The sequence below is a fragment of the Sporosarcina sp. 6E9 genome (genome assembly GCF_017921835.1).
Lineage (GTDB): Bacteria > Bacillota > Bacilli > Bacillales_A > Planococcaceae > Sporosarcina.
In genome coordinates this window covers 108428-130743 of sequence record NZ_JAGEMN010000005.1, presented here as the reverse complement: position 1 = coordinate 130743, position 22316 = coordinate 108428, and the positions used below count along the sequence as shown (strand labels likewise).

The 22316-nt window shown below is 39.2% G+C and carries 21 protein-coding genes; 18 read left to right on the top strand and 3 right to left on the bottom strand.

The features are described 5' to 3' along the window. Positions 1 to 4: 4 nt before the first annotated feature. From walK to rlmH, 7 genes are all read left to right on the top strand, one after another. Positions 5 to 1828 (top strand): cell wall metabolism sensor histidine kinase WalK, encoded by a 1824-nt coding sequence (walK, locus tag J4G36_RS16155; RefSeq protein WP_210471426.1) that lies wholly within the window; start codon positions 5 to 7, stop codon positions 1826 to 1828. Beyond that, complete coding sequence (locus tag J4G36_RS16150; RefSeq protein WP_210471425.1) at positions 1825 to 3150, top strand: YycH family regulatory protein; 1326 nt, start codon at positions 1825 to 1827, stop codon at positions 3148 to 3150. Before walK ends, J4G36_RS16150 begins: the two co-directional genes overlap by 4 nt. Next, positions 3137 to 3991: a two-component system regulatory protein YycI gene (locus J4G36_RS16145; protein WP_210471424.1), complete on the top strand. Its 855-nt coding sequence runs from the start codon at positions 3137 to 3139 to the stop codon at positions 3989 to 3991. The genes J4G36_RS16150 and J4G36_RS16145 overlap by 14 nt, the downstream gene beginning before the upstream one ends. 1 nt (position 3992) lies before the next feature. Further along, a complete protein-coding gene (locus tag J4G36_RS16140; RefSeq protein ID WP_210471423.1) occupies positions 3993 to 4781 on the top strand; it encodes an MBL fold metallo-hydrolase in 789 nt (262 codons plus the stop codon). A 106-nt stretch (positions 4782 to 4887) separates the two neighbouring features. Continuing rightward, a complete protein-coding gene (locus tag J4G36_RS16135) occupies positions 4888 to 6180 on the top strand; it encodes a S1C family serine protease (RefSeq protein ID WP_246880673.1) in 1293 nt (430 codons plus the stop codon). A gap of 148 nt (positions 6181 to 6328) precedes the next feature. Further along, on the top strand, positions 6329 to 6493 hold the full coding sequence (locus tag J4G36_RS16130; protein WP_210471422.1) for a CxxH/CxxC protein: 165 nt from the start codon (positions 6329 to 6331) through the stop codon (positions 6491 to 6493). A gap of 79 nt (positions 6494 to 6572) precedes the next feature. Next, positions 6573 to 7052, top strand: a complete 480-nt coding sequence (gene rlmH / locus J4G36_RS16125) for a 23S rRNA (pseudouridine(1915)-N(3))-methyltransferase RlmH (RefSeq protein WP_210471421.1) — start codon at positions 6573 to 6575, stop codon at positions 7050 to 7052. Between the two features lie 144 nt (positions 7053 to 7196). Here rlmH and J4G36_RS16120 read toward each other — a convergent pair whose 3' ends face one another. Together J4G36_RS16120 and J4G36_RS16115 are read right to left on the bottom strand one after the other, a co-directional pair. Then, complete coding sequence (locus tag J4G36_RS16120; RefSeq protein WP_210471420.1) at positions 7197 to 8192, bottom strand: D-2-hydroxyacid dehydrogenase; 996 nt, start codon at positions 8190 to 8192, stop codon at positions 7197 to 7199. Then, entirely contained in the window at positions 8189 to 9253 is a 1065-nt protein-coding gene (locus J4G36_RS16115; protein ID WP_210471419.1) for a PTS sugar transporter subunit IIC, read from the bottom strand. The genes J4G36_RS16120 and J4G36_RS16115 overlap by 4 nt, the downstream gene beginning before the upstream one ends. A 319-nt stretch (positions 9254 to 9572) precedes the next feature. On the opposite strand from J4G36_RS16115, the gene J4G36_RS16110 reads away from it, so the two are divergent. The 3 genes from J4G36_RS16110 to J4G36_RS16100 all read left to right on the top strand — a co-directional run bounded on the left by J4G36_RS16110 (position 9573) and on the right by J4G36_RS16100 (position 12041). Then, complete coding sequence (locus J4G36_RS16110; RefSeq protein WP_210471418.1) at positions 9573 to 10763, top strand: DUF4317 domain-containing protein; 1191 nt, start codon at positions 9573 to 9575, stop codon at positions 10761 to 10763. A gap of 49 nt (positions 10764 to 10812) precedes the next feature. Beyond that, a complete protein-coding gene (locus J4G36_RS16105) occupies positions 10813 to 11325 on the top strand; it encodes a YehS family protein (RefSeq protein ID WP_210471464.1) in 513 nt (170 codons plus the stop codon). 98 nt (positions 11326 to 11423) lie between these two features. Next, complete coding sequence (locus J4G36_RS16100; protein WP_210471417.1) at positions 11424 to 12041, top strand: NUDIX hydrolase; 618 nt, start codon at positions 11424 to 11426, stop codon at positions 12039 to 12041. A gap of 113 nt (positions 12042 to 12154) precedes the next feature. On the opposite strand, the gene J4G36_RS16095 is transcribed toward J4G36_RS16100, so the two are convergent. Beyond that, positions 12155 to 13345: a coenzyme F420-0:L-glutamate ligase gene (locus J4G36_RS16095; RefSeq protein ID WP_210471416.1), complete on the bottom strand. Its 1191-nt coding sequence runs from the start codon at positions 13343 to 13345 to the stop codon at positions 12155 to 12157. Positions 13346 to 13470: 125 nt separating this feature from the next. Between J4G36_RS16095 and J4G36_RS16090 the strand changes: the two genes are divergently transcribed. The 8 genes from J4G36_RS16090 to J4G36_RS16055 all read left to right on the top strand — a co-directional run bounded on the left by J4G36_RS16090 (position 13471) and on the right by J4G36_RS16055 (position 22283). After that, positions 13471 to 14361 carry a LysR family transcriptional regulator gene (locus J4G36_RS16090; protein WP_210471415.1) on the top strand — a complete coding sequence of 297 codons (891 nt, stop codon included), beginning with the start codon at positions 13471 to 13473 and terminating at the stop codon, positions 14359 to 14361. A gap of 77 nt (positions 14362 to 14438) precedes the next feature. After that, positions 14439 to 15710, top strand: coding sequence for a C40 family peptidase (locus J4G36_RS16085; RefSeq protein WP_246880670.1), 1272 nt, complete (start codon positions 14439 to 14441; stop codon positions 15708 to 15710). 60 nt (positions 15711 to 15770) lie between these two features. Further along, positions 15771 to 15962, top strand: coding sequence for a hypothetical protein (locus J4G36_RS16080; protein WP_210471414.1), 192 nt, complete (start codon positions 15771 to 15773; stop codon positions 15960 to 15962). Positions 15963 to 15993: 31 nt separating this feature from the next. After that, the gene (locus J4G36_RS16075) at positions 15994 to 16692 is read left to right on the top strand and encodes a pseudouridine synthase (RefSeq protein WP_210471413.1); all 699 of its coding nucleotides are present in this window, start codon (positions 15994 to 15996) and stop codon (positions 16690 to 16692) included. 118 nt (positions 16693 to 16810) lie between these two features. Beyond that, on the top strand, positions 16811 to 18376 hold the full coding sequence (locus J4G36_RS16070; protein WP_210471412.1) for a fatty acid--CoA ligase: 1566 nt from the start codon (positions 16811 to 16813) through the stop codon (positions 18374 to 18376). Between the two features lie 192 nt (positions 18377 to 18568). Continuing rightward, entirely contained in the window at positions 18569 to 19780 is a 1212-nt protein-coding gene (locus tag J4G36_RS16065) for a NupC/NupG family nucleoside CNT transporter (RefSeq protein WP_210471411.1), read from the top strand. Between the two features lie 87 nt (positions 19781 to 19867). Continuing rightward, positions 19868 to 20674: an ABC transporter ATP-binding protein gene (locus tag J4G36_RS16060; protein ID WP_483315908.1), complete on the top strand. Its 807-nt coding sequence runs from the start codon at positions 19868 to 19870 to the stop codon at positions 20672 to 20674. Further along, entirely contained in the window at positions 20661 to 22283 is a 1623-nt protein-coding gene (locus J4G36_RS16055) for a hypothetical protein (protein WP_210471409.1), read from the top strand. Before J4G36_RS16060 ends, J4G36_RS16055 begins: the two co-directional genes overlap by 14 nt. The last annotated feature ends 33 nt before the right edge of the window (positions 22284 to 22316 follow it).

Below are 22316 nucleotides of genomic sequence, written 5' to 3'. Positions count from 1 at the left end.
TAGCATGCAAAAAGTTAGTTTTTTTCGGTCCATTCACGTAAAACTTGTGCTCATCTATGTCTTGCTCATATTAATTGCCATGCAAATTATTGGACTTTATTTTGCTAGAGAGCTTGAGGAAACATTGAAAACAAACTTTACAACTTCTATTGCAGACAGGATGAAACTTGTTGAATTTAGCGTGCGAGAAGAAATGCAAAAAGATCGATCTGAGGACGATCCGAAACTCGAAGAGAGTTTACGGACCGTCCTTTCAGGGTTCCCTTCAGATGATATTATTGAAATCCGTGTCATCAATTCGCGTAATCGAATTCTAGCGTCTTCAGCGTTGGATAATCAAGTGATGGTTGGGCAGCGTTCAATGGATGACTCAGTAAGACGGTCTATTGCATCTGGGGCACCGAGTGATAACACTTATCTTGATGAACATACGAGGAATCGAATTTTGGTCTGGGTAACCCCTATTAAAGTCGAGGATGAAGTAATTGGAACACTTTATCTAAAATCAAATATCGAAAAAGTATATAAACAAATGGACGAAATCAATCAAATTCTTGCAGGTGGGGCATTCGTTTCTTTAACAATTACAGTTATTTTAGGCATTTTTATTGCTCAGACAATAACGAGACCCGTTTCTGATATGCGAAGGCAAGCGCAGGAAATGGCAAAAGGTAACTTCCTTCGCAAAGTACGTGTATACGGAAATGATGAAATGGGACAACTTGCTGTCGCCTTTAACCATTTAACGAATCGCTTGCAGGAATCACAGGCTTCGACTGAAGGAGAACGAAAAAAGCTTGAATCGGTCCTTGAAAATATGACTGATGGCGTAATTTCTACAGATCGTAAAGGTCGTGTCGTGCTCATAAACGATGCAGCACTTCAAATGTTGAAAGTAACTGCAGATAATGTATTGAACAGGCCTATAACATCCGTACTTGGCCTTGAAGCCGACTATACCTTTGAGGATTTGGTACAGCTTAAAGAGTCTCTAGCGCTAGACTTCAGCACGATTGAAAGATCCTATGTTTTACGCGCAAGTTTTTCAGTAACGCAAAAGGAAACTGGGTTCGTCAATGGGCTCATCGTCGTTCTTCATGATAATACAGAGCAAGAAAAAATAGATATGGAACGTCGTGAATTTGTTTCCAATGTTTCGCATGAATTACGCACGCCTCTAACAACGATGCGTAGTTATTTGGAAGCTCTTGCGGACGGTGCTTGGAAAGATAAAGAAATTGCACCATCATTTTTACACGTTACACAAACTGAAACAGAGAGAATGATACGACTTGTCGAGGATTTGCTGAAATTATCGCGAATGGATAGTCAGGATTATGATTTGCATAAGGAATGGGTCGAGTTTAATGTGTTTTTCAACTTTATCATTGATCGATTTGAATTATCTAAATCGCAAAATGTAAGTTTTAGGCGGATTCTTCCTGATGTCGAGTTATTTGTCGAAATTGATACCGATAAAATGACACAAGTCATCGATAATATTATCTCAAATGCTTTAAAATATTCTCCAGAAGGTGGAGATGTCTACTTTGGTGTCTCCATTTTGGATAAATACATTAAAGTAATGATTTCAGATGATGGCATGGGAATTCCTCATGAAAACGTTAACCGAATTTTCGACAGGTTTTTCCGTGCCGATCGCGCACGCTCCAGAGCCATGGGGGGCACGGGTTTAGGACTTGCGATTGCCCGGGAAATGATAGCGGCGCACGGAGGGGAAATATGGGCGGAGAGCCAAGAAGGACAAGGAACGACAATATTCTTCACATTGCCGTTCGAACTTGATGAAGGCGGTGAGTGGGAATGAAACAAGTAGAAATCATTAAGTCGGTTGTTCTTTTCTTGCTCGTTGCCTTGAGTATTACCTTAACTTTTTCCATCTGGACATATACGCCAAACTTAAAAACACTAGAACAAAAACCGACCGTCGATATCTCCATTTCCAAGAGAGCTACCATTGACGATGTTATTAAACCGTACAAGTCAACATTCCGTTTTGAAGACAGTTTAACTGGAACGACGGATTCGACTGAAATTGAACATATATTAAAGGCGATGAAGAATTGGACGATATCAGACGTCGTATCAAAAGACCAAAACTTTGACGCTGGAAAATTGAATTTGTTATTGAATAAAAGAAATAGCTTTACATTGTTTTATCACACTGAAATACCACTGGGGGTCTTTGAAGACCTTGTAAACATTGATGAGATGAAAGGACCTGATACGTCATTTGACCGAGTAATTATTGAATGGAATTCATTAAATACAAGATTGGATATGCATCTTGTAAGTAGTTTGCATAAATGGCGCTATAGTGCGCAAGTTCATGTTCCAGATATGCAGAAGTTTAACCAAACGATATTGCTAAGAGGTAAAAACTTCTCACCATATACCCAAGTAAAAACGAATGAGGAAAGTTTACTAATGATACCCGTAAACTCATTGGAGATTATTCGAAATACGTATTATCAAGACGCGATAAGTCCATCACGTTTCAGGGATGCGCTATTTAATGATCCAAATGCAGTGCGTCGCAGTCAAGTTGGACAAAATGTAGAAGAGTTTCAAGACGATAATGCGCTTATGACGATCAATACGGACAAGAAAATTCTTGATTATGTTCATCCAACAACACCGAAAACGAGTGATGTATCCATTCCTTCTGAATTATTTCTGGACGTGTTTGATTATATTAATGAACATGGCGGATGGTCGAATGAATATAGGTTAGCAAATTTGAATCCTTTGTCGCGTACGGTAAAGTTTCAACTGCATGTTCATGGATTACCAGTCTTTAGTGATTCTACTTCAACAATGATTGAACAAGTATGGGGAGTTGACCGGGTTTTTCGTTATAAACGCCCCTATTATATATTAGATTCCAATTTACCATCTGAAACTGAAACGGTCTCCCTGCCATCGGGTGTAGATGTTGTAAAAATGTTGCTGGAATCAGATGACGTTACGGGTAGTCTAGTCGATGAAATTATTCCAGGGTATTATATGAAACACGATACGAATCCGAACCTGTTTATGCTAGAGCCTTCATGGTTCTATCGAATTAAAGGCAATTGGACCCGCTTTTCACCGGAAAACTTTGGGGGTGAAATGATTGGATTGGAATAAAACAAAAACGATTCTGATTGTCGTGTTTTCTATTTTAAATGTTTTTCTATACTCGCTTTATTTGGACCGTCATAATGATGCCCAGAGCCTGAAAGTAATGGGCGAAACATCGATTGAAGAGTCTTTGAAACTAGATGATATATCTTATGGCGAACTTCCAATCTTTACTGATGAATCTTATTATGTATCAGCGGATATAGCCGAATTTCCAGAAGAAAAACTTAAGAAGTTTGACGACCAAAGTTTTACGTTCGAAGACGAGGCTCATCTCATTTCGATGTTGGAAGTCCCTTATCCATTGAAAAATGCCAAAGGTGAAGAACAGTTTTCACAATTTCTTGCAACACATGTGTTGAACGGCAAAGAATATGTTCTGTGGAATCGTGATAAGGAAAAAAAACAGGCGATATTTTTTCAAAAGGTTGATGACTATCCAATCTTTTTCAACAAAAATGCGATGCTAACAATTAATTGGGATGAAGACGAGAATATTATCAGTTACGAGCAAAGTATGTTTGGAGAGTTTATTAATTTCAATAAGAAAAAAGACATTTTATTGCCGATTGAAGCCATAAACGCATTGTATTCGAAGGATTACTTGGAAAGAGGTTCAACTGTCATAGATATCTCGCTTGGGTATTCAACACATATTCAATTAACCAAAACTCAAGTGTTTGCACCGACATGGCATGTTCGTGTAAAATTAAAGGATGATGAAATTGTAGACTATTTTATCAATGCGACAGATGGTAAAGTGATTGAGTTTACAGATGAACTAGAGGAACCAGAAATAGATGAGAATGTTGAAGACTTGGAAATAGAAAATCAAGGAGATTTTTGATATGCGTTTTAGTGTACTCGCAAGCGGAAGTAGCGGGAATGCAATATATATAGAGAATGATGAACATAGATTTTTAGTAGATGCCGGTTTTAGTGGAAAAAAACTAGAAAGCCTTTTTGCAAATATCAATCGTTCAATGGATGATTTGGATGGAATATTTGTTACGCATGAACATAGCGACCATATAAAAGGCCTTGGTGTGATTGCCAGAAAGTACGGAACACCGATCTATGCGAATGAAAAGACGTGGAAAGCGATGGATGGACTCATTGGGAAAATCCCGCTTGATCAACGTTTTCAATTCGATATGGAAACCGTTCAATCATTTGGAAGTTTAGATGTCGAGTCTTTTGCAGTGTCGCATGATGCAGCAGATCCTATGTTTTATACCTTTCATCAAAACGATCGAAAGCTGGCGATAATAACGGATACCGGTTATGTGAGCGATCGCATGAAAGGCATCATTAGCGGGGCTGATACATTTGTGTTCGAAAGTAATCACGATGTTAGCATGTTGCAAATGGGTCGTTATCCATGGTCCGTCAAAAGACGAATTTTAAGCGATGTTGGTCATGTATCAAACGAAGATGCGGCAGTGGCTATGAGTGAGGTTGTATTTGAGAAAGAAACAAAAATTTACCTATCTCATTTAAGTAAGGATAATAATATGAAGGACTTGGCGAGGATGAGTGTTACGCAAACGTTGGAAACTTGCGGCATCATTACGGGTGAATACGTTCATCTATTTGACACGGATGCAGACGCGCCAACTGAATTAGTTAGAGTATGAGGGAAAACCTTGCCTGAAGAGTTGTTGTCAACGCTCTAATTGGTGAGGTTTTTTCGTTATACTGAACGAAATAAGGGTATGTTTAAGTAAAGAAAGAATAGAAAGGATGAAGCGTATGGATGAATACAATAAACCGACTGAATCCGAATCGATTGAGTCGAAAACACCATTGAACAATACCGAAACACATTCACCTGAAATAGAAAAAACGGATTATGATCGGCCTATAAAGCGAGAAACTCGACCTCCCAGAAAAGGCGGCGGGTTTATCTATGGATTACTTGGCGTTGTTGTAGGTGCGCTACTTGTATGGTTTCTACTTCCCAATGAAACCACATCGAATAAAGTGCTAAATAATACGGGTGAAAAAAATAATATCGGCATGCAAGAAGAGCGATTATCGATTGATATTAACACAGACATTACAGATGTTGTTCAATCAGTTACTGACGCAGTCGTTGGTGTGACAAATTTACAAACGGTTCGTGACTTCTGGTCATCATCTGAAACGACGCAAGAAACTGGAACAGGATCAGGCGTAATTTATAAAAAACAGAATGGAAAAGCATACATTGTGACAAATCATCATGTTGTTGAAGGCGCGCAAGAAATCGATGTCACATTTGATGATGGTAAAAAAGCACAAGGACGTCTTGTTGGAAGCGATATGTGGACGGACCTAGCTGTTATTGAAATCGATGCCGCTGATGTAAAAGCGGTTGCGGAGTTTGGAGATTCTGATGCGCTAAAACGGGGTGAAACGGTCATCGCGATTGGAAATCCGTTGGGGTTAGGATTCGCAGGTTCTGTAACACAAGGTGTTGTATCTGGTAAGGACAGATCGATTCCAGTAGATTTCAATGAAGATGGGATTGTTGACTGGTATTCAGATGTATTGCAAACCGATGCGGCGATAAATCCAGGAAACTCTGGCGGTGCACTTATTAATATGGCGGGTCAGTTAATCGGCATAAATTCGATGAAAATATCTCAGGAAACAGTTGAAGGCATCGGCCTTGCCATTCCTATAAATTTAGCGATTCCCATAATAGAAAAGCTTGAACAGCACGGCGAAGTGATTCGTCCGACAATGGGTGTTACATTAATCGATCTTTCGAGTATTCCTGCGCAACAACAGATTGTATTAAAGTTACCGAATGATGTTACAGAAGGCGTTGTCATTAATGAAGTTGTTCCGAATTCTCCAGCATCCAAAGCCGATATTCAACGTTATGATGTCATTGTTGAAATGGATGGCGAAAAAATAGAGGATATGGTTGCCTTGCGGAAACATCTATATAATGTAAAAGAAGTTGGCGACAAGATGACGATGAAAGTATATCGTGAGGGACAATTGCTTGAAGTTGAAATGACGCTAGAAAATGGCAATTCGTTTTAAAGGTTAAATAACTTATCCACAAATAGGCGGAGTAGCGAAAATGATGGCTGTTCCGCTTATTTATTTGTCAATTCTCACAGTTGTGGATAGTTCTCAGAATTTGTGAATAAGTATGTTTAAAAGAAAATGAACGAAAGTAGGGTTATTAATGAAAATTTATAGCTGTCAAATGCATATAGATCAAGCACTTGACGAATTAATTGAAAAAGAAGAAGTTTATCCGGTAATGAAAGCGGTACCGGAATCCGAGAAGTTATCCACAAAGTGTACATACTGTAATGAGTCTGCATTGTATGTTGTGGCGAACAAATAGTCGGACACAATATGTAGATAACTTCTGTGGATATGTGCATAAGATGTGTTTGTAACGATAAAAAAAGGGTGGATAACTTATGAACATCACGATTGCGACTGTGGGCAAGGTAAAAGATAAATATATGAAAATGGGTATTGAAGAATTTAGTAAAAGGTTAAAACCTTATGCCAAAATAAATATTGTTGAGGTGGCTGACGAAAAAGCTCCCGAAACATTAAGTGAAGCAGATATGGAAATTGTAAAGAAAAATGAGGCTGAACGACTGCTGGCTAAAATCGGTGATAATGATTATGTCATTGCGCTGGCAATTGAAGGGAAGATGAAGTCTTCGGAAGAGTTGGCGGCCGGATTAGAATCACTTGCGACATATGGTCGAAGTAAGGTTTCGTTTATTATCGGTGGATCACTCGGTTTGCATGAGTCTATTTATAGTAGATCAGACGAACTCTTGTCGTTTTCGAAAATGACTTTTCCGCATCAACTGATGAAACTGATTTTGATGGAGCAGGTGTATCGGGCGTTTAAAATTATGAAAAATGAACCTTATCATAAATAGGGCCAAGCATGTTGAAATGCGGCGGTAATTCCAAGTTTTTTTAAAAGTATATAAGTTTTCTTAACAGAAAAACCCCCGATTGGGTCAACTTTTTAAAGTGTCCACTTATCGGGGGTTTAAATCATCGAGGAGAGCATAACCTTTTTAGTTCACCCTTGTTTCATACGTACCAGTATTTATTACGGATAGGGATGCATCTAGTCCGCCTTCCACCAAGTTTTTAACTGCGATATCCGTATAAAAAGCGATATGTGGTGTTAAGATAACATCTTGGCGCATCATTAATTCCTCTAGTATCGGATCAGAAATTTCTTTGTCACGGAAATCTTTGGGGAAATAGGTGCTCTCATTTTCGTACGTATCTAACGCAGCCCCAGAAAGCTTACCGCTATCCAATGCTTGAAGTAGCGCCTTTGTATCTACAATGGAACCCCTTGCCGTATTGATAAAGACTGCACCGTCTTTAAATTGATTAAATAATACTTCGTTAAATAAATGATGATTATCCGCTGTCGCAGGCATATGAATGGAAACGATGTCTGCATTTGCAACTGCCTCTTCAATACTTTCCTTATATTCAAGGTATTGCTTCGCTTGTTCGTTTGGATATAAATCGTAGCCGACAACTTTAGAACCAAAACCATTAAAGATTTTCGCTGTTATTTGGCCGATTTGCCCCGTACCAATAATGGCCACTTCTAGGCTTTTAATCTCTTTCGCCATAATAGGAACTTGCCATCTAAAGTCTCTCTTCATAACCTTTTGTTCTATTAAATGGGTTTTACGCACAAGTTGTAAAGCTGATGTTACAGCATACTCTGCTATGGAGTTTGGTGAATAGCTCGGTACGTTGGAGATAATAATGTTATTTTTTGATGCTTTTTCAAGATTGTACATATCATATCCCGCGCTTCGTTGGGCAATCTGCTTTATTCCTAACTCATTTAACCTTTCATAAATACGATCATCTAATTTCCCTGTTTGTTGTGTAGTAACACCGTCGTATCCTTTTAATTGTTCAACGGTCTCCATGTTTAATACATCCTCAGACAATGTAACTTCTACTTGGTTGTTTTTTGCCCAAGCTTTTGCAGCTTCTCTTTCATGTTCCCGAATAGTAAACATCATTATTTTTTTCATTTTTCATTCCCACTTTCTTCTGTAATAAATTTAAATACTGAAGGATCGTAAAGCTTGAAAACTTTTGTACATAAATGATGAATAATAAACGCAGCGACAAACGGTAGGATAAAATAAACAGTGGCTAAGGTGAAAACATTCCCTAACATGCTACCTTCCATAAATTTAATCGCATTGATCGGGCCAACTAAACCGGAAAAACCAAATCCTGCAGACTCCTTTGTACCTTGGATTCCAAAAAAGTTTGCGGTAATAGCTGTCACTACCGCCGTTAATCCAATTGGTACTGTAATGATTGGATGTCTTAATAAGTTTGGCATCATCATTTTCATAGCCCCTAAAAAGACAGCAATCGGAACGCCGCTATTATTAACCCTTACCGTTCCAATAACAAGCATGCATGCTGCCGCGGCAATACCAATGTTCGCAGCACCGGCAGCTAAACCCGAAAGTCCAATGGCCATGGAAATAGCTACGGTTGAAATTGGAGAAACAATCAAAACGCTGAACGCTACTGCAATGAGAATATACATGACTAATGGTTGTAAAGTTGTAAAACTATTAATGACATGTCCGATTCCTGTGGTAAGTAATTGCACATATGGTAGCAATAAAATTCCTATAAAACCTGCAATACCTCCGGCAATAATGGGTAGAAAGATAATCGTTAGACTTTGGAGTTTATCTTTAATAAGGAGAATAATTAGTACAGCAATACTGGCTGTAATCATCGTATTAATCAAATCCCCGATACCAGTTAAAACCCACATGTTTTCTTGGAAGCTGGCTGCCCCACTACCAACGAATGCTGCAGTACCTACAATAACTGTTTGAAGCGGGTTCATTTTAAATTGGATAGCTATTAGTACCCCGACAATTACCGGTACTGTGAATTGGATACCCACAACAACACTTTGCAAGGTAGCAAATATTTCATGGTATTGGGATAGGTATTTAAACAATTCACCTAATATAGCGTTGGGAATTAAGCCAACAACTATTCCCATCGCAACGCCTGCTAATACTTTATTAATAAATTCCTTTACGTTGACTTTTTCCATAGATGTTCAACTCCTCTTGTTTGGCTATCTAAAACATAACACCTTGTGAAATACTTCACAAGGGTTTGTGAAATGTTTCACAAAGTGTTCATTTTTGATCAATATTTTAGAATTCAAGTAGTTATGTTTTTAGACGAGCCCTGAGGTGATTTCCGTGTATTCCCAGAAATCATTATTCGAAATGGACTGTGTTCCTGTCATCATTAAAAAACATTGCTATAATAAAGGAACGTCTAAAGTGAAAGAGTAGCTTTGGATGCTCTTTTTGATTTTATAGTCAATATGGCTACTCATTCTAGTATGGGAGTTGGAATTATATATGAACAAGAAGGATATTGCTGCGATTCGCAAGCAGTTTAAGTTAGACAATGATTTACTAAAAATCGCGGATATTTACAAGGTGTATATTAGGCAGGAAAGCAGTGAAATCTATCATGAGGAAAGTCAGTCATTTTCTCTATTGGATATGGAGCAGCAGGAGTTATTTCTTACAAACTTTAAAAAGGTCTTAGGCGGGAAATTGGGTGTGAAACTGTTTGAGGTGAAGTTCAAGCGTCCAGAGGAAGAGCAAACAGATCATACACAGCAGCTTTTATATGAAAGCCTCCATTCGAAAGATGTAGAAGAATGGAAAGCGGCTATGCAACGAATCGCTGAAAAGATGTTCGAAGACGTTCAATATGAAAAGGACGTGGTGATTACTTTCATTCGCGGGGACTACTTCAAACCAACGAAACGCCGTAGTGATGAAAGGGAAGTGGCTGATCGGGATGAAGTGTACACCACGCCTTTTATCCTTTGTAGTATGAACCAGACTGTATTGCCGAAACGGTCACTGGTATTTGATTTCACCGAGAAGGAATTTAGGTCGCCTACGATGCTTGATCCGGTCGTCAACTTAACGTCGCCAATTGGCGGATTCTTGTTCCCCTGCTTCACAGATAACGCGGCAGATGTTAATCACATCCTTTATGCTGCTGGTAAAGCGAATAAGCCGGATTACCAATTTATTGAGAATGTGCTGAACGGGGAAGAAATCATGACAGCCGACGATGATAAAGCTGTTTTTGAAGAAATTGTGAAATCGGTTGTTGGTGATGAGATGGATACAAAAACTCTGGCAGGTGTGTATGATGAAATCCAACGCATGTTGGAGGTGGAAGACGATGAAGAGGTAGGGGAAAGCATTCCTACTTTGGATACGGTAGAGGTTACCCGGGTGCTGAAGGCGAGCGGTGTGGAAGAAGTGAATTCGGAAAAAGTGGAAAGAGCTTTCCAACAAGTGATTGAAGATGAAACATACGAACTGAAAGCAAGCCACGTTGTTCCGAGTTATACGTCGAAATCGATTAAAATCCAAACGAAAGTCGCAAATATCGCCATTAGCCCGCAGGATTTGAGATATGTCAGACAGGTCAATGTCAATGGTAAGCGCTGCTTATTGATTGAGGTAGAAGAAGATACGATGATTGAAGGGTTTACGCTACTTTCAGAAGAGCTGCTGGAGTAGTTTAACGATAATTACCTTATTACAAATATAAATCAGAAAGGTTTTGATGATAAAAATGAATAATAATGATATTTTAACTAGATTGCGCTATGCATTGAATCTAAAAGATGCTGAAATGGTTGAGATTTTTGGATTGGGCGGTATTGAAATCGCAAAAGATGATATTCAAGCGATTTTATCCAAAGTAAAAAAAGATGGTCATGAAGTAGATGAAGAGGAATTCCAGGCGAATGACTATAAGAAAAAACTCGATAACAACATGTTAGAATCCTTTTTAAATGGTTTAATCACATTTAAAAGAGGGGCATCTGATTCTGAAAAACCAGTTCCAATGACAATGAATGATCGAAACGTGAATAATATCCTGTTAAAGAAAGTAAAAATTGCACTTACACTTACCAGTGAAGATATGCTTGATATCTTAAGTGACACAGGAACCATTCTGTCCAATAGCGAATTGAGTGCTGTACTCAGAAAAGAAGGGCACCGAAATTACAAGGAATGCGGCGATCGGTATGCCAGAAATTTCTTGAAGGGATTGGCAATGCGCTACCGGGATTGATTTAAAGAAGATGAATTTTTGTCTACAATTCTATTCTTCTTCACTCATAATTAGTGATACGCTATTACTAATATAATCATTGAAATGAGGAGAATTCTTTGTTCTTAGATAAACTGAAAAACCAGCTGAACAAAGGTCAGCCTCTATTTATAGGGGAGGACACTGCTTTCCGTTCAGCTGTTTTAATACCATTAGTTGAAGTGAACGGGGAATGGCATATTCTTTTCGAAGTGCGTTCAGCCACAATGAGAAGGCAACCTGGCGACATTAGTTTTCCAGGTGGTCGGATTGACGCCTCGGATCCAACTCCTTTAGCGGCTGCTTTGCGGGAAACGCATGAAGAGTTGGGGATAGACCCGAAGACGGTCTCGCATACACGCGGGTTAAGCCCTTATATTGCCTCCCCGACATTTGTTGTCTATCCATTTGTCGCTATCATAGATTATGATCAAATTATTCCTTCTTATAACACAGATGAGGTTGAAGAGGTATTTACTGTTCCGGTCGAATGGCTATTGAATTATGAGCCTTATATGCATTCGGTATCTGTTGAACCTGTACCTTCAGCAAACTTTCCCTTTGAAAAGATAGCGAATGGTGCCGAATATCAATGGAGAACGCATTCAATTGAAGAATGGTTCTTTGACTATGAGCAGTACACAATCTGGGGGCTAACGGCTCGGATATTAAAACATTTTATTGAAGTCATAAAGTAAGCGATAAAAGGAAATACAAGTCTTCTATAGCTAATCCGTTAACGTAAATACAGTGAGAAACGATAATAAAACACCACCAACAATTTTCCATGTTGGTGGTGTTTTCGCATGTATTATTTTGTGAAGTTATCGAAATAACCTTGTATGAAGACAATCGGCGTGCCTTTATCCCCGCTACCTGAAGTTAAGTCAGCTAATGAACCAATTAGATCCGTTAGTTTTCGAGGTGTTGTTCCTAAAGACTCTTTGGAATCTGTAAGGTCGTCATTTTTGGTATCGATGAACTCCGAGATTGCTTGTTTTAGCTCGTCGCCTCTTAAGTCAGCGAAATTATTATCTGCAAGGTATTTCAGTTTTACTTCGTTTGGCGTCCCGTCAAGTCCTGCAGTGTAAGCAGGGGATACGACTGGATCCGCTAATTCCCAAATCTTTCCGATAGGGTCTTTAAATGCGCCGTCTCCGTAAACCATTACTTCTATCGTTTTACCAGTTTTGTCTTTTAACATTTGTTGAATATTGTCGACAACGGGTTGGCAATCACGCGGGAATAATTTCATTCCGTCATCAGTTGAGGTGTTTGAACCTAAAAGGCCAAACTCTTTGTTATAACCGCTGCCATCGATTGATTCATTTAACAGGTTATCAAGGCTGTACACCTTTTTTGCACCATTGGCTTTCAAGATTTTCTTTGTGCGAATTCTTGAATGGATATCACAAGCGAGAACGCTTTTTGTATATTCCAAAATCGTTTCTGGTTTATTGGAGAAGATGACTTCGCACTCAGTGCCAAATTCAGCAGCTAATGATTTATAGTACTCGATATAATCAATACCCGTAAATGCATGTTTATTAATACCGAAAAGATCACGGAACTCTTTTTCCGTCAGCACATCGGTCCAAGGGTTGATGCCTTTTTCATCAAGCATGTCAAGATCAACTAAGTGGTTACCGACTTCATCTGAAGGATAGCTAAGCATTAACACAATCTTTTTCGCACCTTTGGCAATCCCACGTAAACAATTCCCGAAACGGTTACGGCTCAAAATGGGGAAAATGACGCCAATCGTATCGTCTTCAAATTTAGCTTGAATATCTGTAGCAATATGATCAATCGTCGCATAGTTCCCTTGTGCACGTGCAACAATCGATTCAGTTATGGACACAATGTCTTTATCATTAATGGTTAGTTTTTCAATTTCAGCAGCTTTTAAAACGCTGTCTACAACGATTTCTTCAATGTTATCGCCTTCGTTAATAATCGGGCAGCGAAGCCCTCTCGCAACTGTTCCTACAACTCTTTCCACACAAATCGCTCCTTACTAACATAAACGTCACTGTCAGTTATGATAAGTATCTACTTGTAATATACACTAGGTTAATGGTATAAGTAAAATTAATATAACGAATGGTAGGTATAAGGGGTGCTTATATGGTTAGCAAATTAGATTTATACAAGGTGTTTTGTCAGGTCGGAAAAAGTGAAAGTTTTTCCGAAGCGGCTAAAGATATGTATATGACTCAACCGGCAGTCAGTCAAGCGATTATGCAGTTGGAAAGGGAACTAGACGTGCGTCTGTTTAATCGTACGCCCAAGGGTGTGACGCTCACTCATGAAGGCCAGCTTCTCTTTGAGTATGCCAATTCAGCAATTAACCTGTTGCATGTTGGTGAAGATAAGATTTTGGAATTCAAAAACTTAACCGCCGGTGAATTAAGAATCGGCGTTGGCGACACCATCTCTAGGTATTATTTACTTCCTTATTTAGAAGTATTCCACAATCGATATCCAAATATTAAATATAAAATTGAAAATGGTACGACATTAGAATTGATTTCAATCCTAAAAGCGGGAGAAGTGGATATTGTCATTTGTAATTTTCCATTAGATGATCCGACGCTGGAGCTTCGACCCTTTACGGATGTTCACGACGTTTTTGTCTGTGGAGAGAAATACAAAAGTATATTATCTAAACCCATTAGCTTCGATAAATTAGTGAAGTTGCCCTTAATATTTCTAGAATCGAAATCGAATTCACGGAAATATGTAGAAGACTTTATACTTTCAAAAGGTATACGGATAGCACCAGAATTCGAATTAGGTTCGCATGACTTGTTATTGGAGTTTGCAAAAATCAATTTAGGAATAGCTTGTGTAACGAAAGAATTCTCTCAGGAATACTTAACCAATGGTTTATTGAATGAAGTAGAGCTCGTTGAAAAGATTCCAAAAAGGAGTATCGGCGCCTGTTCGTTAAAAAGTGTTCCACTGACGAGAGCTGCAGCTCGTTTTGTTGAGATTATTGAGCATAAAATGCTGTAATAGTTTTTACTAGGATGGTTTATCTTCATAGAATCATGCTATTCTAAATTTATAAAGTAACGAACGGGGGGATCTAAATGGCGTCGATTACACTACTATTTATCGGGATATTTCTAGCAAGTATAATTTATTTGTTGTTGTGGTTAAGTATGCCCAAAGTCTTTCTGAAATTCCACGGTAAACCCTCGAAGAGAAAAAAGTTTTTAAAAGTGTATTCATGTTATTTAGCCCTACTATTGGTTATTTCCATCATTCTAATGGTCAACGAATCAGAAGTTCATGAAAATGAGCCCGTTGTTTCAGACAATCAACAGATAGATAAAGAGATAGGTTCCGCGATTGCCAAGGAAGAAGCTGAAGAGAAAAGGAAAGCTGCTCAGGCGAAAGCAAAAGAAGCGTTGGAAAAGAAACAAATAGAACAAAGCAATCCTGATTTAGCGTTTATTAACGTGGCCGTTGCAACGCTTTGGTCAGAACCGGAGAATACGCGGCCGATTGATAGCCCTTCTGCTGAGAATCCTGTAGACCTATGGAAATGGACGACGAGCATGTCGATAGATCAAAGAAAATGGCTTGTTGGAAGATTGGAAACGCAAGCGCTTTTAGGTCAATCAGTCACTATTGTAGAAGAATCAGGCGAGTGGGCGAAAGTAGCAGTTCACGGCCAACTGACTCCGAAAAGTGAGCTCGGTTATCTGGGATGGATGCCCAAAACACAACTAACTACAAGCTATGACTTCGCTGTGGTAAAAGAACAAAACGATTTCGTCGTTATCATGAAACCGACCAGTTGGCTATACGTTGATGAACAATTGCAAAAGAAATTCATGGAAGTCAGCTATAATACTAGACTCCCTGTAATTTCGCTGGAAGGCGGAGTCACGCGGATTATGACGCCCGGCGATGGTGAAAAGTGGATTTTATCTGAAGAAGTGGCTGTTTTTCAATCTGAACAGGATATTCCAAAGCCAACCGGGGAAACATTAGTTCAAGCAGGTGAACAGTTTTTATCTTTGCCGTATCTCTGGGCGGGCACGTCAGGATTCGGGTTTGACTGCTCCGGTTTCACTTATACAATCTATCAAGCAAATGGAATCACAATACCAAGGGATTCATCCGTACAAGCGACACATGGGTCAGCTGTAAATAAAGATGATTTGCAAAAGGGTGACCTGTTGTTTTTTGCGTATGAGCAAGGAAAAGGTGCCGTTCACCATGTTGGCATGTATATCGGTGACGGAAAAATGATTCATGCACCGAACCCAGCTAGCACTGTAGAAATGGTGGATGTATTTGAATCAAAACATTGGACTTCTGAATATGCAGGGGCAAGACGATACCTCGATTGATGAAGTAAGTAATGCTATACTTAATAGAGAGATTTGATTTCCGGAAGGAGTAAAAAAGTTATGAAGTACTATAAATCGCAAATGAAGCAACTTGTTAAAGAGAATGAATATCTGCAAGTGCGCTTAAACCAAATTATGAAAGAAATGGATATAGAAAAAAGTTTCGCCCTTAAAGCTTTGTTTCACGCTGAAGTTGCTGAAGACGGCGAATATCGCATATTGTATCAGGAACTAGACTTGCCTAAAAGGTAAGTCTTTTTTTTCGAAATAGATGGAGGAAAAAATGAGGGTAAATCAATTTATTGCATCATCCGGATATTGTTCAAGACGACGGGCGGATGTGTTGATTAGAGAACAAAAGGTGACTGTAAACGATGTTACAGTTGGGATTGGTTGTATGATCAGTGAAGGGGATAAGGTTGAAGTAGAAGGTCAACTTCTATTAGCGAAAGAAAACGACATTTACATCATGCTCAATAAACCACCTGGAATAACCTGTACAACCGCCGGAAATATAGATGGAAATATTATCGACTATCTTAATTATCCTGAACGTATTTTTCCGGTGGGTCGGCTCGACAAATTATCTGAAGGGCTAATTCTACTAACCGATGATGGTAGCATCGTGAATGAACTCTTACGAGAAGAACATAATGAAGAAAAAGATTATATCGTAACGGTTGATAAAGAAATAACCGCGGCATTTATAGCCAGCATGGCAGGCGGCGTGGAAATTTATAATCCGAGAAAAAAAGCAATCATCACAACTAAAAAATGTACAGTCATTCAACTAGATGATTATCGATTCAAAATTACCTTATCACAAGGATTAAACCGTCAAATTAGAAGAATGTGCAGGCGTTTCCAATTCACGGTTACAAAACTACAACGCGTGCGGATTAAAGATCTCTTATTGGGTCAATTGGAACTCGGTCATTGGCGGTATTTAACGGATGAAGAAGTAAGCGGGTTAAAAAAATAGGTTGACCACGTTCGAATGTGAACGTGGTTTTTTAATTTGGCACAAATGGTATTGCAATAATTAGTATTATCTGACATTATTAAAGTGGGATATATTTTCAATAAAGGGGATGATAGAAATGTACGCGACATTGGGGAAAATTTTTGATCAAACCGTTCGTAATTATCCTGAAAGAGAAGCGCTTGTAGATATAAAGAAAAATAAAAGATGGACCTATGAAGAGTGGGCGGTCGATGTGAATCGCCTCGCAAACGCGCTGCAATCAGCTGGCGTGAAAAAAGGGGATCGGGTTTCTACATTTTTATTCAACACGAGCGAACTAATCACGACGCTTTTTGCGACGGCTAAAATAGGGGCAGTGTTTAATCCCATCAATTTTCGTTTAAAATCAGAAGAACTTTCCTATATATTAAAAGATGCAAGTCCAAAAGTTGTCTTGTTTGAAAAAGCCTTGGCGGAGGTTGTAGCTTCTGTGCAAGCAAAGTTCCCAGAAATTCAATTTTGGTTCATTGAAGAAGATGCGCCTGACTATGCTAAAAGCTATGCAGCGGAAGTCGCGAAGGCATCTACTGCGAGTCCCCAGGTGGACGTGAGCGAAACGGATATGTATGCCATCATGTATACGAGCGGGACGACAGGCAGACCGAAAGGCGTCATTCACCGCCATCGTGCAATGGCTGAGCAGAGTCTGATATGCATTACTGCTTTAACATGCACGAAAAACGATATCGGGCTTGTTGCCGCACCGATGTTTCATTGTGCTGAATTGCATTGCAACGTGATTCCTCGCGTACAAGCCGGTGCGAAAAGCGTTATTATGCATCAGTTTAACCCCGCAAAAGCGTTAAAAACAATTGAAGAAGAAAAGGTGACGATTATGTTTTCGGCACCGACGATGTGGAATATGATGCTTCAAGAAGATGTTGCTGCCTATAATACGCAATCAATGAGGTTAGGCTTATACGGTGCAGCTCCAATGGCGCCAGTACTTGTGAATGAAGTGAATAAAGTGTTGAAAATTGATTTGGTTCAGGCGTATGGCCAAACGGAAATGGGACCTGCCATTACGTTTTTAATGGAGGACGAGCAGTTAACGAAAGCCGGATCTGCAGGAAAAGCTTGCTACAATCATGAGATTCGAGTGGTGCGTGCAAATGCGGATGGTCCCTCGAATCCTGAAGATGTATTGCCGCCCGGTGAAGTTGGCGAAATTATTGTCAAAGGTCCTTGCATGATGGTCGGGTATTATAACCGCGCGGAAGATACGAACGAGGCATTAAGTCAAGGTTGGTATCACTCAAGTGATCTCGGTTATATGGATGAGGATGGCTATTTATATATTGCGGACCGCGTTGACGATATGATAATTAGCGGTGGTGAAAATATTTATCCGCGTGAAGTAGAAGATGTTTTACATGAGCATGCGGCGGTTCTTGATGTTGCCGTTTTAGGTGCACCAGATGAAAAGTGGGGCGAGCAAGTGGTTGCATTCATTGTCAGTAAAGACCCGTCGCTAACGGCAGATGAGCTGGATCAATTTTGCAAAAATCATGAAAAACTGGCGGGGTATAAACGACCAAAAACTTATCACATCGTGGATGAACTTCCTCGAAATGCGAGTGGAAAAATCCAAAAATTCATGATGCGTGAGCAAGCGAAAGAACTGCTCTCCTCAATGAAATAAAAATTAGTATTAAAAATTTGAAAAGGTTCATCCTAGTTATTAGGAGGAACCTTTTTATTTTGATTTACATTCGTGAAATAGTTTGTTAAAATTCCTAGGTCACCTATTGATAAAGCTTGTCATTAATGCAATTTTGTGCATTTTCGTAATGGTTTTTCATGTGGGAAAAATGAATTTTATGAGGTGGAATAATTGAATTTACTATGGGGACTTTTCGGGATATTTGTTGTGCTCGGAATTGCATTTCTTTTGTCAAATGCGAAAAGGTCTATAAATTTCAGAACCATTTTAGTCGGTTTGGCGATACAAGTATCATTTGCGTTTATTGTGTTGGAGTGGGAAACGGGAAGGAAATTGTTGAAAAAGTTATCAGACAAAGTTCAAAATGTGATTGACTACGCAGGTGAAGGGATTGGATTTCTATTTGGTCCCGTTGCGGATACGAAAAATTTTGGGTTTGTTTTCGCTTTCCAAGTATTAACGATTATCATTTTCTTTTCGGCTTTAATTTCTGTTCTATACTACCTCGGTATTATGCAAATGATCATTAAATTGATCGGTGGTGGCTTGTCAAAACTGCTTGGAACGAGTCGGGCGGAATCGGTATCTGCTGCAGCGAATATCTTTGTTGGGCAAACAGAGGCGCCACTCGTGATTCGACCATTCTTGGCAAATATGACAAAGTCGGAACTATTTGCTGTTATGACGGGTGGACTGGCTTCTATTGCAGGTTCTGTTCTGGCGGGTTACGCCTTGTTAGGTGTACCACTTGAATATCTGCTTGCTGCAAGTTTCATGGCGGCACCCGCGGGATTGATCATTGCGAAAATGATGATACCAGAGAAAGAAGAATCAGCCATTACAGAATTTACAATGGAAAAGGACAGCGATTCCGTAAACGTGATTGATGCAGCGGCGCGCGGGGCGAGCGATGGATTAAAACTCGCGTTAAATGTCGGTGCGATGTTATTAGCGTTTATTGCGTTAATCGCTATGATTAACGGGCTGTTAGGCGGTATTGGCGGCTGGTTTGGATATGGTTCTATTACGCTTGAAGGAATCTTAGGCGTTCTGTTTTCTCCGCTTGCTTTTGCAATTGGCGTTCCGTGGTCAGAAGCGATTACGGCAGGAAGTTTTATCGGTCAAAAGCTTGTGTTAAATGAGTTTGTAGCTTATGCTGCTTTTGCGCCTCAAATTCCCGAGTTACTACCTAAAACCGTAATTATCGTCAGTTTTGCGTTATGTGGATTTGCGAATTTAAGTTCATTGGCAATTCTTCTAGGTGGATTAGGTGAAATGGCGCCGAGTCGACGTCCCGATATAGCAAAAATGGGAATTCGAGCGGTTGCCGGCGGTATGTTGGCTTCATTATTAAGCGCGGCCATTGCGGGTATGTTTATATAATTAAATAGGTTCATCTAGACGAAAGAAAAATTATTTCTTTCGTCTTTTCGTATTTGAAAATTGTGGTAATATAATGACAACGGGGGGATGAATATGAAGTCTGAAAAAGTGTTGTCACTTACCAATCTATCCATGAATTACGGTCCTAAGCGCATATTAAACGGCGTGGATTTAGAAGTTTTCAAAGGACAAATTATTGGCTATATTGGTCCGAACGGCGCGGGGAAAAGTACAACGGTTAAGATCATGCTTGGGTTAATCGATGGTTATGAGGGGAAAGTTGAACTTTTCGGGTATGACATTTCAGAAGGTAATCCCGATTATAAACGAAGAATTGGTTATGTTCCTGAGAATGCAGAAGCGTATGATACGCTCACTGCACTTGAATATTTACAATTTACAGGTGAATTATATGGGCTGGATCCAAACATTGCACAGGATAAAGCGTTAAGATTGCTGAATGAATTTGATTTGGAAGATGTTGCTCATAAAAGACTTTCTTCGTTTTCAAAAGGCATGAAACAAAAAATGTTGATTATTTCCAGTTTATTGCATGATCCAGATTTGCTATTTTTGGATGAGCCATTAAGCGGTCTTGATGCGAATAGCATTATGATTATTCAAGCGTTATTAACGCAATTGGCAGCGCAAGGTAAAACGATATTTTATTCGTCACATATTATGGATCTTGTCGAGAAGATTAGTAATCGGATAGTCTTGCTAGTTGAAGGAAAAGTTGTTGCTGATGGTAGTTTCGAAGAATTGCAGATATTAAGTGAAAAAGGAACGCTTTCGGATATTTTCAATCAATTAACGGGCTTTACAAAGCATAATACGATTGCAGAACGAGTCGTATCGATTGTTGGTGAGGGTTCTCGCGATGCAGAACTTTAAATCATTGCAGTTCCTCAGACTATTTAAAGGCTTATTTGAGAAGTTTGGCATTGATTTTGAAGCGATGCAAAAAATCCTAATGATTAAATTGACGATGGACCAAAGAAGAGTGCCAACCATTTTTAATGAATCTAAAAAGAAGGAAGGCAATCACTTTTTCAAGTCATTATGGATTTATGCATTATATGGGCTTATCCTAGTGCCGTTTATGCTATTGGGAACGAATTATATTTTTCAAATGAGTCTTGTGTTCGGCATGATTATTTTTATCATTATGACGTCTATGATTTCAGATTTCTCAACTGTACTTTTAGATGTGCGCGATAAAAACATTTTAAACACGAAGCCGATTAACGGCCGGACGATTAGCGCAGCGAAGATTATCCACGTGATGATTTATATGACAGTTATTACGGGTGCTTTCGTGGCGATTCCGCTACTTGTCAGCGTATTTAAACATGGGGTTATATTTTCAATCGTATTTTTTATAGACTTGATATTTACATTGCTTTTTATAGTTGTATTGACGGCGTTATTTTATTTATTCGTTCTACGCTTTTTCGATGGTGAAAGGCTAAAAGATATGATCAACTATTTTCAAATCCTGTTATCTGTCGGTGTCATCGTCGGTTATCAAATCATGATTCGCGCATTTAATGTGGTTGATTTTGATGTTATTTACTCGTTTAGCTGGTGGCATGTATTCATTCCACCGTTATGGTACGGGGCAACATTCGATCTTGTGATGTATCAAAACTTTAAGGGGCCGTTGATGACCTTAGCCATACTTGGGTTTGTCATTCCGGTAATTGCTATCTTCCTTTATGCACGTCTGATGCCTTCATTTGAACGCAACTTGGAGAAATTATTAAGTGATTCGGGAAAAGAACGGAATAGCAATCGGCTTGTGAATTTATGGGCTACGCTAACGTGTCGTAACAAAGAGGAACGATTATTTTTTCGATTTGCGATGACAATGATGAAAAAAGAGCGCGAGTTTAAGTTGAAAGTGTATCCCGGCATAGGGATTGCGCTTGTTTTTCCGTTCATCTTTATTTTTACAGAGTTGAGTGAACGGAGTTTGGCGGATATTTCAACAGGGCGGACGTTTTTATTCATTTATTTTTGTAATTTCCTCATTCCGATGACGGTTCATATGTTAAAGTTTTCGGGAAGCTATAAAGGTAGTTGGCTGTTAAAAGCAGCTCCGATTAAAAATCAATCTGCCGCCTATAGTGGCGCCTTAAAAGCATTTTTGGTGAAGTTATATCTTCCAGTTTTTCTTCTCTTAGGCGGTGTTTTCACCTGGATATTTACACTAAACGTGATTCCAGAACTGCTTGCGGTGCTATTGGGCGGAATCTTGCAGACGTTGATTACGTATAAGATGATCAATAATGAAACCTATCCTTTTTCGAATTCATTTGAGTTTGCACAAGAGACGGATGGCTTTAAAATGTTTTTGTTAAGCATATTCACCGGTGTTTTTGTGGTTGCCCATTTGATTTCAACATTCATCAACTATGGGGCGTATATATATAGTGCTGTTCTGCTCATTTTTATTTCAGTGGGTTGGCGCATTGTGTTTCCAAAAACACTTCCCAAGTAATTTAGGGAAGTGTTTTTTTATTCGAATAAAACC

Excerpts from the sequence above, each read along its gene's own strand:
- J4G36_RS16060 (WP_483315908.1), top strand. The coding sequence starts at position 19,868 with ATGAATATGAAGTCTGAAAAAGTGTTGTCACTTACCAATCTATCCATG.
- J4G36_RS16115 (WP_210471419.1), bottom strand. The coding sequence starts at position 9,253 with ATGGAAAAAGTCAACGTAAAGGAATTTATTAATAAAGTATTAGCAGGC.
- J4G36_RS16075 (WP_210471413.1), top strand. The coding sequence starts at position 15,994 with ATGAGGGTAAATCAATTTATTGCATCATCCGGATATTGTTCAAGACGA.
- J4G36_RS16080 (WP_210471414.1), top strand. The coding sequence starts at position 15,771 with ATGAAGTACTATAAATCGCAAATGAAGCAACTTGTTAAAGAGAATGAA.
- J4G36_RS16090 (WP_210471415.1), top strand. The coding sequence starts at position 13,471 with ATGGTTAGCAAATTAGATTTATACAAGGTGTTTTGTCAGGTCGGAAAA.
- J4G36_RS16140 (WP_210471423.1), top strand. The coding sequence starts at position 3,993 with ATGCGTTTTAGTGTACTCGCAAGCGGAAGTAGCGGGAATGCAATATAT.
- J4G36_RS16135 (WP_246880673.1), top strand. The coding sequence starts at position 4,888 with ATGAAGCGTATGGATGAATACAATAAACCGACTGAATCCGAATCGATT.
- J4G36_RS16085 (WP_246880670.1), top strand. The coding sequence starts at position 14,439 with ATGGCGTCGATTACACTACTATTTATCGGGATATTTCTAGCAAGTATA.
- J4G36_RS16120 (WP_210471420.1), bottom strand. The coding sequence starts at position 8,192 with ATGAAAAAAATAATGATGTTTACTATTCGGGAACATGAAAGAGAAGCT.
- rlmH (WP_210471421.1), top strand. The coding sequence starts at position 6,573 with ATGAACATCACGATTGCGACTGTGGGCAAGGTAAAAGATAAATATATG.
- J4G36_RS16055 (WP_210471409.1), top strand. The coding sequence starts at position 20,661 with ATGCAGAACTTTAAATCATTGCAGTTCCTCAGACTATTTAAAGGCTTA.
- J4G36_RS16110 (WP_210471418.1), top strand. The coding sequence starts at position 9,573 with ATGAACAAGAAGGATATTGCTGCGATTCGCAAGCAGTTTAAGTTAGAC.
- J4G36_RS16130 (WP_210471422.1), top strand. The coding sequence starts at position 6,329 with ATGAAAATTTATAGCTGTCAAATGCATATAGATCAAGCACTTGACGAA.
- walK (WP_210471426.1), top strand. The coding sequence starts at position 5 with ATGCAAAAAGTTAGTTTTTTTCGGTCCATTCACGTAAAACTTGTGCTC.
- J4G36_RS16150 (WP_210471425.1), top strand. The coding sequence starts at position 1,825 with ATGAAACAAGTAGAAATCATTAAGTCGGTTGTTCTTTTCTTGCTCGTT.
- J4G36_RS16070 (WP_210471412.1), top strand. The coding sequence starts at position 16,811 with ATGTACGCGACATTGGGGAAAATTTTTGATCAAACCGTTCGTAATTAT.